The sequence below is a fragment of the Reyranella sp. genome (assembly GCF_017305915.1).
GTDB lineage: Bacteria > Pseudomonadota > Alphaproteobacteria > Reyranellales > Reyranellaceae > Reyranella.
On record NZ_JAFKJN010000007.1, the window covers coordinates 67002 to 80871 of the forward strand.

Annotated in this window: 13 protein-coding genes; 10 read left to right on the forward strand and 3 right to left on the reverse strand. The window is 67.3% G+C overall.

Annotated features, from left to right (window positions below):
- The first annotated feature begins 128 nt into the window (after nucleotides 1-128).
- The gene (locus tag J0J01_RS03850; RefSeq protein WP_296378871.1) at nucleotides 129-1526 is read left to right on the forward strand and encodes a DegQ family serine endoprotease; all 1398 of its coding nucleotides are present in this window, start codon (nucleotides 129-131) and stop codon (nucleotides 1524-1526) included.
- A gap of 13 nt (nucleotides 1527-1539) precedes the next feature.
- On the opposite strand, the gene J0J01_RS03855 is transcribed toward J0J01_RS03850, so the two are convergent.
- On the reverse strand, nucleotides 1540-2541 hold the full coding sequence (locus J0J01_RS03855; protein ID WP_296378873.1) for an NADP-dependent oxidoreductase: 1002 nt from the start codon (nucleotides 2539-2541) through the stop codon (nucleotides 1540-1542).
- Entirely contained in the window at nucleotides 2538-3407 is an 870-nt protein-coding gene (serB, locus tag J0J01_RS03860) for a phosphoserine phosphatase SerB (protein WP_296378874.1), read from the reverse strand. The genes J0J01_RS03855 and serB overlap by 4 nt, the downstream gene beginning before the upstream one ends.
- Before the next feature lie 28 nt (nucleotides 3408-3435).
- Between serB and miaA the strand changes: the two genes are divergently transcribed.
- The 6 genes from miaA (at nucleotide 3436) to J0J01_RS03890 (ending at nucleotide 9323) form a co-directional block, all read left to right on the forward strand.
- Complete coding sequence (miaA, locus tag J0J01_RS03865) at nucleotides 3436-4326, forward strand: tRNA (adenosine(37)-N6)-dimethylallyltransferase MiaA (RefSeq protein WP_296378876.1); 891 nt, start codon at nucleotides 3436-3438, stop codon at nucleotides 4324-4326.
- A gap of 125 nt (nucleotides 4327-4451) precedes the next feature.
- Nucleotides 4452-6221 (forward strand): acetolactate synthase 3 large subunit, encoded by a 1770-nt coding sequence (locus tag J0J01_RS03870; RefSeq protein WP_296378877.1) that lies wholly within the window; start codon nucleotides 4452-4454, stop codon nucleotides 6219-6221.
- The gene (gene ilvN, locus J0J01_RS03875) at nucleotides 6218-6730 is read left to right on the forward strand and encodes an acetolactate synthase small subunit (protein ID WP_296378878.1); all 513 of its coding nucleotides are present in this window, start codon (nucleotides 6218-6220) and stop codon (nucleotides 6728-6730) included. Before J0J01_RS03870 ends, ilvN begins: the two co-directional genes overlap by 4 nt.
- Complete coding sequence (locus J0J01_RS03880; RefSeq protein WP_296378880.1) at nucleotides 6730-7347, forward strand: LysE family transporter; 618 nt, start codon at nucleotides 6730-6732, stop codon at nucleotides 7345-7347. Before ilvN ends, J0J01_RS03880 begins: the two co-directional genes overlap by 1 nt.
- Nucleotides 7348-7376: 29 nt before the next feature.
- Nucleotides 7377-8396 carry a ketol-acid reductoisomerase gene (gene ilvC / locus J0J01_RS03885; protein ID WP_296378881.1) on the forward strand — a complete coding sequence of 340 codons (1020 nt, stop codon included), beginning with the start codon at nucleotides 7377-7379 and terminating at the stop codon, nucleotides 8394-8396.
- Between the two features lie 153 nt (nucleotides 8397-8549).
- Nucleotides 8550-9323 carry a dienelactone hydrolase family protein gene (locus J0J01_RS03890; RefSeq protein ID WP_296378882.1) on the forward strand — a complete coding sequence of 258 codons (774 nt, stop codon included), beginning with the start codon at nucleotides 8550-8552 and terminating at the stop codon, nucleotides 9321-9323.
- Here J0J01_RS03890 and J0J01_RS03895 read toward each other — a convergent pair.
- Complete coding sequence (locus tag J0J01_RS03895; protein WP_296378883.1) at nucleotides 9320-10075, reverse strand: SDR family oxidoreductase; 756 nt, start codon at nucleotides 10073-10075, stop codon at nucleotides 9320-9322. The two genes, J0J01_RS03890 and J0J01_RS03895, sit on opposite strands and share 4 nt — an antisense overlap.
- A 72-nt stretch (nucleotides 10076-10147) precedes the next feature.
- On the opposite strand from J0J01_RS03895, the gene J0J01_RS03900 reads away from it, so the two are divergent.
- From J0J01_RS03900 to J0J01_RS03910, 3 genes are all read left to right on the forward strand, one after another.
- On the forward strand, nucleotides 10148-11248 hold the full coding sequence (locus J0J01_RS03900) for a Zn-dependent alcohol dehydrogenase (RefSeq protein ID WP_296378884.1): 1101 nt from the start codon (nucleotides 10148-10150) through the stop codon (nucleotides 11246-11248).
- Between the two features lie 96 nt (nucleotides 11249-11344).
- Nucleotides 11345-12688 (forward strand): MATE family efflux transporter, encoded by a 1344-nt coding sequence (locus tag J0J01_RS03905; protein WP_296378885.1) that lies wholly within the window; start codon nucleotides 11345-11347, stop codon nucleotides 12686-12688.
- A gap of 133 nt (nucleotides 12689-12821) precedes the next feature.
- Nucleotides 12822-13862 carry a rod shape-determining protein gene (locus J0J01_RS03910; RefSeq protein ID WP_296378886.1) on the forward strand — a complete coding sequence of 347 codons (1041 nt, stop codon included), beginning with the start codon at nucleotides 12822-12824 and terminating at the stop codon, nucleotides 13860-13862.
- Nucleotides 13863-13870 lie beyond the last annotated feature (8 nt).

The window sequence follows — 13870 nt, forward strand, 5'->3', positions numbered from 1 at the left end:
GACCTCATTTTGAACGCCTTGAGCGCCGTTGGAGGTCAGTCGTGATTCTCTCGGGGTTTTCAGGGTTTTTGCGGGCCGCGGCAGTCGCGGCGGTGGTCGCGTTCGGTACGATTGTGGCGCAGCCGGCAGTGGCCCGGGACGCGCCGGAAAGCTTCGCCGATCTCGTCGACAAGCTGCTGCCGACGGTGGTGAACATCACCACCACCCAGAACGTGCCGCAGCAGGGGCCCAGGCTGCGCGACATGCCGCAGCTGCCGCCGGGCTCGCCGTTCGAGGAGCTGTTCAAGGAGTTCTTCGACAAGAAGGGCGGTGACCAGGCGCAGCGCCGCGGCACCTCGCTCGGCTCGGGCTTCATCATCGACGGCGACGGCTACATCGTCACCAACAACCACGTGATCCAGGGCGCGGAGGACATCACCGTCATCCTGCGCGACGACACCCAGCTCAAGGCCAAGCTGATCGGCTCCGACAGCCGGGTCGACGTGGCAGTCCTCAAGGTCGACCCGCCGAACAAGAAGCCGCTGCCGGCCGCCAAGTTCGGCGACAGCGACAAGATCCGGGTCGGCGACTGGGTGGTGGCGATCGGCAACCCGTTCGGTCTCGGCCATTCGGTGACCGCCGGCATCATCTCGGCCCGCGGCCGCGCTTTGTCGGACTCGCTCGACGACTACCTGCAGACCGACGCCGCCATCAACAAGGGCAACTCGGGCGGGCCGCTGTTCAACACCGAGGGCGAGGTCGTGGGCGTCAACACGGCGATCTACTCGCCGTCGGGCACCAATGCCGGTCTCGCCTTCTCGATCCCGTCCAACCTGGTCAAGCAGGTCGCCGATCAGTTGCGGGAGTTCGGCAAGGTCCGCCGCGGCTGGATCGGCGTCAGCTACCAGAGCGTCACCGACGACATCGCCGATTCCTTCGGTCTCGACCGCGCCCGCGGCGTGCTGGTGGCCAATGTCACCGCCGACGGTCCGGCCGCCAAGGCCGGCATCAAGCGCAACGACATCATCCTTTCCTTCGCGGGCCAGGAGGTACCGGACCTGCGCCGCTTCCCGCGCATCGTCGCCAACGCCCGGGTCGGCGCCACGGTCGACGTCGTGGTCTGGCGCGGCGGCAAGGAGACCCCGCTCAAGCTGCGCATCGGCGAGCAGGAAGAGCCCGAGAAGCAGAACGCTTCGGCCCAAGGGCCTGGCAAGAAACCGGCTGAGCCCGACCAGGCCATCAGCTCGACGATCGAGCAGCTCGGCCTCACGCTCGGCAAGGTGAGCGACCAGCTGCGCGAGAAGTATGGGCTCAGCGACAACGTCAAGGGCGTGGTGGTCACCAAGGTGGCGCCCAACAGCCCGGCGGCGGAGAAGCAGTTGCAGGCCGGTGACGTCATCCTCGAGGTCGACCAGAAGCCGGTGACCACGCCGCAGGAAGTCACCGAGATCGTGGCCAAGCTGCAGGCGCAGAAGAAGCGCTCGGTCCTGCTGTTCGTCGAGCGCCAGGGCGATCCGCGCTTCGCAGCTTTGCGGCTGTCGAAGTAGCTCTCGAAAAGAGCTAGCTGATCTTCACGACCAGCTTTCCGAAGTTCTCGCCCTTGAGCAGGCCCATGAAGGCCTGCGGGGCTTTTGCGAGGCCGTCGACCACGGTCTCTCGGCTCTTGAGCTTGCCGGAGGGCAGTAGCGGCGCAACGTCGTTGATGAAGTCGCCCATCAACGCGACATGGTCGCTGACGATGAAGCCCTGGATGGTGAGCCGCTTCTGCACGATGCCGAACATCTTCTCCGGGCCGGCCAGCGGCGTGGTGTCCTGGTACTCCGAGATGGCGCCGCAGAAGGCGATACGGCCGAAATTGGTCATCCGCTCGAATACCGCATGGAACAGCCGGCCGCCGACATTCTCGAAGTCGGCGTCGATGCCCTGCGGGCAGAGCTTGTCGAGCACCGCGCCGTAGTCGCGCTCGGTGCGATGGTTGAAGCAGGCGTCGTAGCCCGCTTCGCGCACCGCCCACACGCACTTGTCCTCGTCGCCGGCGCAGCCGACGACCTTGGCGCCGGCGAGCCTGGCGAGCTGGCCCGCCACCTGGCCGACGGCGCCGGTTGCCGCCGACACGAACACCGTCTCGCCCGCCTTGGGTTTGCAGATGTGCTTCATGCCGTACCAGGCGGTGAAGGAGGGCATGCCCAGCACGCCGAGATAGGCCGACAAGGGCACGCCGGCATCGACCTTGCGCAGGCCCTTGCCGTCATGGACGGTGTGGCTCGCCCAGTTGAGCATGCCGATCACCAGGTCGCCTTTGACGAACTTCGGATTGCGTGAATCGACGACCTCGCCGACCGAGCCGCCGGTCAACGGCTGGCCGAGCGCGAAGGGCGGCGTGTAGGAACGCATCTCGGTCATGCGCGGCCGCATGTAGGGATCGAGCGACAGGAAGCGCGAGCGGATGAGAAGCTGGCCGTCGGTCAGCGCCGGCAGCGCGACGGTTTCCTCGCGGAAGCAGTCGGCGGTGACGTCGCCTTCGGGACGCTTGGCGAGCACGATCTGGATGGCATCGGTCATGGGTCGGGCCTCTCGACGAAATCGGATTTGCGGTAACCCTGGAGATAGAGCAGGGCGGTGAGATCGCCATGGTCGATGCGCGCGGACACTTCCGCGGCGACCGCGGGCTTGGCGTGGAAGGCGACACCGAGGCCGGCGGCCTCGAGCATCGGCAGGTCGTTGGCGCCGTCGCCGACCGTCAGCGCCTCGCCGACCTGGAGGCCGCGCTCGACGCACAGGCGATCGAGGGTGACGAGCTTGGCTTCCTTGCCGAGGATCGGCAGCTCGACCGCGCCGGCCAGCGTCTGGCCGTCGTGTTTGAGGACGTTGGCCGCGTCGGAATCGAAGCCCAGCGCCGTCTTCACCAGGGCGGTGAAGTAGGTGAAGCCGCCCGAGACCAGCGCGCAGGTGGCGCCGTGCTTCTTCATGGTGGCGACCAGCGTGGCGCCGCCGGGCATGTAGCGGATGCGCTTGGCGGCTTCGTCGAGCTTGCCGACCGGCAGGCCTTTCAACAGGCCGACGCGCTCGTTCAGCGCCGCGGCGAAGTCGAGCTCGCCGTTCATGGCGCGCGCGGTGATGGCGGCGATCCGCTCGCGCAGGCCGAGGAAGTCGGCGAGCTCGTCGAGCATCTCGTTCTCGATCATGGTCGATTCCATGTCGGCCACCAGCAGCCGCTTGCGCCGGTTGGCGGTCGGCAGCACGACCGCATCGACGCCGGGCAGCGACACCGTCGTCGTCTTGCCGTCGAACGGGATCTCGCACGCCATGCCGGGCGCCAGCCAGTCGGGCGTGCCGACCTCGCCGCGGTTGCTCCACAGGATCTCCGAGGCGCGCTGCACGGTTTTGTCGTCGAGCGACGGCGCGATCAGGACGAGGGTGTTCTTCACGCTCCGGCTCTAGCAAACTGCCGCGCGTATGGCCAAGCAAGTCCTCGTCGTCACCGGACCGACCGCCTCGGGCAAGTCGGCGGCAGCGCTCGCCTTGGCCGGGCGGCACGGCGGCACGGTGATCAATGCCGACGCCATGCAGACCTACGACGCCTTCCCGATCCTGACCGCGCAGCCGACGCCCGAGGAGCGCGCGCGCGTTCCGCATGCGCTTTATGGCGTGCTGCCCCTGAGCGAGACCCTGTCGGCGGCGCGCTGGCGGGATCTGGCATTAGCCGAAATTGCCGAAAGTCCGGCGCCGATCCTGTGCGGCGGTTCGGGCCTCTATCTTCGAACGCTGATCCAGGGAATTTCGGCAATTCCCGCAGTTCCGGCCGAGCTGCGCGACCAGGCGAATGCCGATTGGCAGGCGTTGGGCGCCGAAGCCTTCCGCGATCGCCTCGCCGGGCGCGATCCCGAAATCGTCAGGCGCCTCAAACCGGGCGACCGGCAGCGGCACGTGCGGGCCTGGGAGGTGGTGCAGGCGACCGGCCGGCCGCTCAGCGACTGGCAAAAGGAACAGGGCGCCCCCGCACCCTACCGGTTCAGGACGATCCTTCTGGCCCCCGACCGCGGCTGGCTCAGGGCCCGCATCGAGACGCGGTTCGACGTCATGCTGCAGCACGGCGTGCTCGAGGAGGTGCGCGCCGTGTTCGACCGTCATCCCGATCCGAAATGGCCGGGCCTGAAAGCGCATGGCGCGCCGGAGCTCTTTCGCTTCTTCCGCGGCGAGCTTACCTTGGACAAGGCGCGGCAGATCGCGATCGACCACATCCGGCAATACGCCAAACGCCAGATGACGTGGTTTCGCCATCAGCTCACGCCAGATGTGGTAGCTAATCCTGCGTCTGAGAAATTTTTGGACAAAATAGAGACCTGAAACTTTACTTTTAGTGCCTTGGTCCCTATGGTCCGCGCCGCCGCAAACCGCCCGTTTGCGGCGCATTTGTCTAGCGACGTCTGTGTCAGCCCGACCGGACGGTAGTCAGAAGGAGTGTCGTCGTCATGAAGCCCGAGGAGTCCGCCACGACTGGCGCCGATCTGCTGGTGAAAGCCCTGATCGACGAGGAAGTCGAGGTCGTCTTCGGCTATCCCGGCGGCGCCGTCCTTCCGATCTACGATTCGATCTTCAAGCAGAACCAGCTTCGCCACATTCTGGTCCGCCACGAGCAGGCCGCCGTGCACGCCGCCGAGGGCTACGCCCGCTCGACCGGCAAGGTCGGCGTGGTGCTGGTGACCTCGGGCCCCGGCGCCACCAACGCCGTGACCGGCCTCACCGACGCGCTGATGGATTCGGTGCCCATCGTCTGCCTGACCGGCCAGGTGCCGACTCACCTGATCGGCAACGACGCCTTCCAGGAGGCCGACACCACCGGCATCACCCGGCCCTGCACCAAGCACAATTACCTGGTGAAATCGGTCGCCGTGCTGGCGCGCACCGTCCACGAGGCCTTCTACGTGGCGCGCTCGGGCCGTCCCGGCCCGGTGGTGATCGATCTGCCGAAGGACGTGCTGATGAACAAGCACGACTACGTGGCGCCCACCAAGCCGGTCGAGCACAAGAGCTACAAGCCGATCACCAAGCCCGACCGGGCCCTGCTGCACCAGGCGGTCGAGCTGATGGCCAAGGCCAAGCGGCCGGTCTTCTACGTCGGCGGCGGCGTGGTGAATTCCGGGCCGAAGGCGAGCCAGCTGCTGACGCAGCTCGTCCGCATGACCGGCTTCCCGATCACCAACACGCTGATGGGCTTGGGCTCGTACCCGGCGTCCGATTCGCAGTTCCTCGGCATGCTCGGCATGCACGGGACGTACGAGGCGAACCTCGCCATGTATCACTGCGACGTGCTGATCAACATCGGCGCGCGCTTCGACGACCGCATCACCGGCAAGCTCGCGGAGTTCTCGCCGAAGTCGACCAAGATCCACATCGACATCGATCCCAGCTCGATCAACAAGAACGTCCGCGTCGACCTGCCGATCGTCGGCGACGCCCGCCGCGCCCTGAAGGGCCTGATCGACATCTGGCAGAAGAAGCAGCCCAAGCTCGACCTCAAGGCCCAGAAGGCCTGGTGGGCGCAGATCGATGGGTGGCGGCAGCGCAAGTGCCTCGCCTACAAGCAGGGCGCCGAGATCATCAAGCCGCAATATGCGCTCGAGCGGCTCTATCACCACATCAAGGACCGCGAGCACTACATCACCACCGAGGTGGGGCAGCACCAGATGTGGGCGGCGCAGTTCCTGAAGTTCGAGAAGCCCAACCACTGGATGACCTCGGGCGGCCTCGGCACCATGGGCTACGGCTTCCCGGCGGCGATGGGCGTGCAGATCGCGCACCCCGACGCGCTGGTGATCGACGTCGCCGGCGAAGCCTCGATCATGATGAACATCCAGGAGCTCTCGACGGTGGCGCAGTACCGGCTGCCGGTGAAGATCTTCATCCTCAACAACCAGTACATGGGCATGGTGCGACAGTGGCAGGAGCTGCTGCATGGCGGCCGCTATTCCGAGAGCTACATGGAATCGTTGCCCGACTTCGTGCGCCTCGCCGAGGCGTTCGGCGCGGTCGGCCTGCGCTGCCATGAGCCCGCCAAGCTCGACGACACGATCAAGGAGATGATCGAGATCAGGAAGCCGGTCGTCGTCGACGTCGCGGTCGACAAGGCGGAGAACTGCTTCCCGATGATCCCGTCGGGGGCGGCGCACTACGACATGCTGCTCGGTCCCGACGACCGCGCCGCCAAGCCGGTGTCCGAAGAAGGCATGGTGCTGGTGTGAGCAATCGCGAGCTGGCGTCGAGCCATACCATCTCCGTGCTGGTCGACAACGAGCCGGGCATCCTCGCCCGCGTGGTCGGCCTGTTCTCCGGCCGCGGCTACAACATCGAGAGCCTGACGGTCGCCGAGACCGACGCGGCCGAGAACCTGTCGCGCATCACCATCGTCACCGCCGGCACGCCGATGGTGATCGAGCAGATCAAGGCGCAGCTCGACCGCCTGGTGCCGGTGCACAAGGTGCACGACCTCACCATGGAAGGCCCGCACATCGAGCGCGAGCTCGCCCTGATCAAGGTCAAGAGCACCGGCGAGAAGCGTGTCGAGGCGCTGCGGCTGGCCGACGTGTTCCGCGCCAAGGTGATCGACGCCAAGACCGATTCCTTCGTGTTCGAGGTCACCGGCAATTCCGACAAGGTCGACACCTTCATCAGCCTGATGGCGGCGCTCGGCCTGGTCGATGTCGGCCGCACCGGCATCGTCGCCATGACCCGCGGCGGCGAGGCGCTTTAATGGACGCTCTCGTCGCCCTGCTGGGGCTGGCGGTCGTCCATCTCCTGGCCGTCGCAAGTCCCGGACCCTCCACCGTCCTGGTGGTGCAGACCGCCGCCGCGTCGCGGCGCAGCGGGCTGATCTCGGCCTTCGCCATGATGCTGGGCGCGGTCGCCTGGGCATCGGCCGCGCTGTTCGGGCTGCAGGCGCTGTTCGCGCAGTTCGCCTGGCTCTACATCGGGTTCCAGGTCGCCGGCGGGCTGTTCCTGATCTATCTCGCGGTGATGATCTGGCGCCATGCGCGCGATCCGCTGCCGGAGATCGAGGTCCTGGCCGGCGCCAGCGACGGGCAGGTCTTCACCCGGGCCCTGCTGCTGCAGCTCAGCAATCCCAAGATCATGGTCTTCTTCGGCAGCATCTTCCTGTCGGTGCTGCCGCACGACATGCCGGCCTGGATGCAGGCCACGGTCCTGGCCCTCGTGGCCTTCGACGAGTTCACCTGGTTCGCGCTGCTCGCCCTGACCTTCTCAGGGAACACGGCGCGAACCTTCTACCGCCGGGCAAAATTCTGGATCGAGCGGTTCATGGGCGGCGCGCTGGCGCTTCTTGGCTTGCGCCTCGCCCTGTCCGCCCGCTAAAGCGGCGCCATTCGAGAGGGAGCAGGAAAATGCGTGTCTATTACGATCGGGATGCCGACGTGAACCTGGTCAAGGGCAAGAAGGTCCTTGTCGTCGGGTACGGCAGCCAGGGCCATGCCCATGCGATGAATCTGCGCGATTCGGGCGTGAAGGACGTGCGCATCGCGCTCAAGCCCGGCTCGGCCACGATCAAGAAGGCCGAGGGCGCGGGCTTCACGGTGATGAGCCCGGCCGACGGCGCCAAGTGGGCCGACATCGTCATGGTGCTGACCCCGGACGAGCTGCAGAGCGACATCTACAACGCCGACCTCGCCCCCAACATGCGCCCGGGCTCGGCGCTGGCCTTCGCGCACGGCCTCAACGTGCACTTCAACCTGATCAGCCCGCGGTCGGACATCGACGTGTTCATGATCGCCCCGAAGGGCCCCGGCCACACCGTTCGCTCCGAGTACCTGCGCGGCGGCGGCGTGCCCTGCCTGGTGGCGGTGGCGCAGAACTCGTCGGGCAATGCGCTGGAGATCGGCCTCAGCTACTCGTCGGCGATCGGCGGCGGCCGCGCCGGCACCATCGAGACGACCTTCAAGGAAGAGTGCGAGACCGACCTGTTCGGCGAGCAGGTCGTGCTGTGCGGCGGCCTGGTCGAGCTGATCAAGGCCGGCTACGAGACGCTGGTCGAGGCGGGCTACGCGCCGGAGATGGCGTACTTCGAATGCCTGCACGAAGTGAAGCTGATCGTCGACCTGATCTACGAGGGCGGCATCGCCAACATGAACTACTCGATCTCCAACACCGCCGAGTACGGCGAGTACCGCTCGGGCCCGCGCATCGTCACCGACGAGACCAAGGCCGAGATGAAGCGCGTGCTGGCCGACATCCAGTCGGGCCGCTTCGCCCGCGACTGGATGCTCGAGAACAAGGTCAACCAGGCCTCGTTCAAGGCCATGCGCAAGAAGATGTCGGAGCACCCGATCGAGGAGATCGGCGCCAAGCTCCGCGGCATGATGCCGTGGATCAAGGAGAAGGCGCTGGTCGATAAGACGAGGAACTAAGCCAGACAGAAGAACGGAGGCGCCGCGATCCGGCGCCTCCTTTCTTTTGGTCACACGGATGCCTTGCCCGTCACCCTGCGGGGCGCCAATACTCGACGAAAAGCTGACAGGAGGCTGTTTCTGCACAGACCTTCCCCGCTTCTTCTCGTCGGTGTGCTGCTCGCCATCCCTGCAGCAGCGCAAGAGCAAGGCTCCGTGTCGGTCGCGATTAACGGCACGGCCGTCAAACTCAGCACCGTCACCTACAAGCCTGTGGGCGACGGACCGTTCCCAACCCTGATCTTTCATCATGGTTCAGGCGGCTTCGCGCACTCCTATGATCCCAGAGCCATCGCGCAATGGTTCGTCGAGCGGGGATGGGTGGTGATCGCGCCGTCCCGCCGTGGCCGCGGCGGCTCGGAGGGCGCGGACGAGGAAGGCGACGCCTGCTCCGTCGCGAACGCTGTCGAAGGTGCCGATCGGGCACTGGGCGAGATCGACGCCGTGACATCGGCGCTGATTTCCCAGCCGTTCGTCGATCGCAGCCGCATCGCTGTCGGCGGTCAGTCGCGCGGAGGCGTCCTGAGTGTCGCCTGGAGCGGAAAGCATCCCGAGGTGCGCGCCGTCGTCAATTTCGTCGGTGGCTGGAAGGGCTCCAGGACTTGCCTGCAAGCCGCCGCGATCAACCGGACCCTCCTGAATCGCGGCGTCACCTGGAGACAGCCGTCACTTTGGCTCTACGGTGATGGGGATGTCTTCTATCCGTTGGAGGATACGAAGGCCAATTTCGACGCTTTTCTGGCGGCGGGTGGCAAGGGCGTGTGGCACGACTACAAGCCGCCGCAAATGCTGAATGGCCATCAGATCGCCTTGGCGCCGCAATTGTGGAGCGCTGACATGGACGCCTACCTCGCGGACCGCGGCCTGCCATCCAAGCGCCGCGACTAAATTATGTAGCCCCCACCGGCCGCATCGAGCATCGCGCCGGTGATGAACGACGCCTCGTCCGACAGCAGCCACAGGATCGCATCGGCGATCTCCGGCGGCTGGCCGACCCGGTGCATCGGGATCGAGGCCTCGATGCGGCTCCTGAAGGCCTCGTCCTTGAGCCGGTTCTCGGTCATCTCGCTCAGCACCATGCCGGGCCGGATCGAGTTCACCCGGATGCCCTCGGCCGCGACCTCGCGGGCGAAGCCCTTGGTGAAGGCGTCGACCGCACCCTTGGTGCCGGCATAGGCCGACGCGCCGAGCCGTCCGCCAATGGTCGCTGCCATCGACGAGACGTTGACGATCGCGCCGCCCTTGCCGCCGTGCCGGGTCGACATGCGCTTGGCCGCCTCGCGGCAGCACACCATCAGCCCGATCACATTGACGGCGAATAGCCGGGTCAACCTTGCCGCGTCGTACTCGTCGACCCGCATGCCGGCGCCGATGCCGGCGCTGTTGACCAGATGCGTGATCGGCCCGAACGCGCGCTCGGTCTCGGCGAACAGGCGCACGATGTCGGCCTCGTTGCCCATGTCGCCGGGGAGCGCGATCGCCTCGCCGTCCTGGGCGGCGATGTCGGCCGCCACGCCCATCGCCTGGGCGCCGCGGCTGCGGTAGTTGATCGCCACCTTGTAGCCCCGCTTGGCGGCACGCCGCGCCGTCTCGGCGCCGATGCCGCTGGCGCCGCCGGTGATCAGTAATACGCCGGTCATCCTTCCCGTGCCCCCTTGGCGGCTGGTCCCCGAAGTGTGCCAGAATTGCCGCCTCAAGCGGGAGGAAACGCCATGAAGGCCGCCGTGCTGTTCAAGCCCAACGAGCCCTTGCAGGTGCTGGAGTGCGAGCTCGACCCGCCCAAGGCGGGCGAGGTGCGGGTCAAGATGAAGGCCTCGGGCGTCTGCCAGAGCGACTGGCACGTCATGAACGGCGACTGGCCCTCGCCGATGCCGATCGTGCCGGGCCACGAGGCGGCAGGCGAGATCGCCGAGGTCGGGCCGGGCGTCACCACGGTGAAGCCGGGCGACCACGTGATCTTCTCCTTCCGCCCGCATTGCGGCCGCTGCCGCTACTGCACCACCGGCCGCACCGTTCTGTGCATCGGCCGCGCCACGGTGCCGCCGGGCACGCTCTATGACGGCACGCTGCGGCTGAAGCACAAGGGGCAGGGCATCAACCAGATGGCGCGCATCGGCACCTTCGCCGAGGAGGTCGTGGTGCCGGAGGAGATGGTGGTGCCGATCCGCAAGGACATGCCGTGGCCGCAGGCGGCGCTGGTCGGCTGCTGCGTCGCGACCGGTGTCGGCGCGGTGACGCGCCACGCCAAGATCGAGGCCGGCTCGACGGTGCTGGTGATCGGCTGCGGCGGCGTCGGGCTGAACGCTGTCCAGGGCGCGATGCTGTCGGGCGCGCGCACGATCATCGCCGCCGACATCCGCGACAACAAGCTCGAGATGGCGAAGACCTTCGGCGCCACGCACACCATCAACACCGCGACCGACAACGATCCGGCCAAGAAGGTGAAGGAGCTGACCAGCGGGCTGGGCGTCGACTACTCCTTCGACGCGGTCTCGGTCGAGAGCACGCAGGCCCTGGCTTTCGACGCCCTGGCGCCGGGCGGCCACGCCGTCGCGGTCGGCATCTCGGCCGCGAAGATCAAGGCGCAGTACTCGCCGTTCATGATGGTGTTCACCGAGAAGACGGTGAGCGGCACCTTCTACGGCTCGGTGCGGCCCAACGTGGATTTTCCCGTGCTGGTCGACCACTACATGAACCGCAGGCTCAACATTGACGGCCTGATCAGCCGCACCTACAAGCTTGAGGACATCAACGAGGGCTTCGAGCGCATGATGGCCGGCGAGGTCGCACGCGGGGTCGTCGTCTTCGACTAAGGGACGTTTGCCGCGATGAGCCAGCGATAACCACCATCAACGTGCCTTCCGTCATGCGACGGAAGGTTGTGTGCGTTCTCGCTGCCGGAGCTCGTCTTGTCCCATCCTCTTCTGATCGCGCCCATCGGGCGGAGCCTGTTCCGGCTCGCCGGCCCCACGACCGCGGTCATGGTCGTCGCGATCTTCGTCGCCATTTCCGAGGCCTGGTTCGTGGCACAGGTCGGCATCGATGCGCTGGCCGGCATCGCGCTGGTGATCCCGTTCATCACCCTGATGATGAACATGGCGAACGGCGGCATGGGCGGCGGCGTCGCCTCGGCGCTCGCCCGCGCGCTGGGTGCCGGCCGCCACGAGGATGCGCGGGCGCTGGTGCTACACGCGCTGCTGCTGGGCGCGGGCTGCGCGCTGGTCTTCACCGTCTTCGCCTGGACCGCGCTGCCGACGGTGCTGCGCTGGCTGGGCGGCACGGGCGAGGCGCTGCATCAGGCGCTGCTGTTCTCCTATGTCTGGTTCAGCGGCGCGATCCTGCAATGGATCGTCGCCTTCCTGTCGGCGTTGCTGCGCGGCGGCGGCAACGCGGCCACGCCCGGCCGCATCGGCGTCGCCCTGTCGCTGGCCTACATCCCGCTGCTCGGCGTGCTGACGCTCGGCATCGGCGGCTGGCCGGGCCTCGGCCTGTTGGGCGGCGCGATCGCGCCGATGATCACCAGCGTCGTGGGCGTCGTGCTGTACGCGCGGGCGATCGCGCGCGGCCGCCTGGGCTTCGTGCCGACCTTCAAGGGCGTGCGGCTGCAGCCGCGGCTGTTCGTCGAGATCCTGCGGGTCGGCGCCATGGGCTCGGTGACGACGATCGCCGCGACGCTGACCGCGATGCTGGTCACTGGCCTGGTCGCGCGCTACGGCACGGCGGCGCTGGCCGGCTACTCGATCGGCATGCGGCTGGAATTCATGATGGCGCCGCTCGCCTTCGGCGTCGGCACCGGCGCCACCACCCTGGTCGGCATCGCCGCCGGCGCCGGCGACTGGCCGCGCGCGGTGCGGGTGGCCTGGACGGGCGGGCTGGTCGCCGCGGCGGCCATGGGCTTGATCGGCGGGACCATCGCGCTGATGCCCGAGACCTGGTCACGGCTGTTCGCGTCGGACCCCGATGTCATCGCCGCGAGCGTTTCTTGTATCGTTCATGTCGCGCCGTTCTATTGCCTGTTCGGCCTGGGCCTGACCTTGAACTTCGCGAGCCAGGGCGCCGGCCGCATGATCGTGCCGGTGGCGGCGAGCTTTGCCCGGCTGGCAGTCGCGGCGGGCGGTGGCTGGTTTGCGGCCGAGAAACTGGGGCTCGGCCTCGGCGGCGTGTTCGTCGCGATCGCCGTCAGCCTGGTGGTTTATGGCGGCCTGATCGCCGGCACGCTGCTCGTCGCGCCGTGGCGCGCCCGGTCACGTTAATTGCCCTGTCTATGCGCCTGAATCGCCTTGCGACACAGGGCATGCCGGTCTAAACCGGCCGCACTTCCTCCTTGGCACCCGGGCAGGGCGTGCGGCCGGCAAATTCCTCACATAATAACAGAGACTTAGCTCAATGCTCTCGCGTTTGATCGGGCTTTTTTCGGCGGACATGGGAATCGATCTCGGGACCGCCAACACGCTGGTCTACGTGAAGGGCCGCGGCATCGTGCTCAACGAGCCGTCGGTGGTCGCGCTGACCAACCAGAGCGGCAAGCGCCAGGTCCTCGCCGTCGGCGAGGAGGCGAAGATGATGCTGGGCCGCACGCCGGGCAACATCCAGGCGATCCGCCCACTGCGCGACGGCGTCATCGCCGACTTCGAGGTCGCCGAGGCGATGATCAAGCACTTCATCTCCAAGGTTCATAACCGCCGCTCGTTCGCCCATCCGCAGATCGTCGTCTGCGTGCCGTCGGGCTCGACGGCGGTCGAGCGCCGCGCCATCCAGGAGTCGGCCGAGAGCGCCGGCGCCCGCAAGGTGTGGCTGATCGAGGAGCCGATGGCGGCGGCGATCGGCGCCGGCCTGCCGGTGACCGAGCCGACCGGCTCGATGGTGGTCGATATCGGCGGCGGCACGACCGAGGTGGCGATCCTGTCCCTGGGCGGCATCGTCTATCCGCGCTCGGTCCGCGTCGGCGGCGACAAGATGGACGAAGCCATCATCGGCTACATCCGCCGCAACCATAACCTGCTGGTCGGCGAGAGCTCGGCCGAGCGCATCAAGAAGACCATCGCCTCGGCCTGCCCGCCCGACGACGGCGAGGGCCGGACCATGGAGATCAAGGGCCGCGACCTGATGAACGGCGTGCCGAAGGAGCTGGTCATCACCGAGCGCCAGATCGCCGAGAGCCTGCAGGAGCCGGTGTCGGCCATCGTCGAGGCGGTCAAGGTGGCGCTGGAGAACACCGCGCCCGAGCTCGCCGCCGACATCGTCGACAAGGGCATCGTGCTGACCGGCGGCGGCGCCATGCTGAGCAACATGGACACCGTCCTGCGCCAGGCCACCGGCCTGCCGGTCTCGGTCGCCGAGGACCCGCTGCTCTGCGTGGCGCTGGGCACCGGCCATGCCGTGGAGAACATCGACCGCCTACGCGGCGTTCTGTCCTCGATGTACTAATCCCCGCT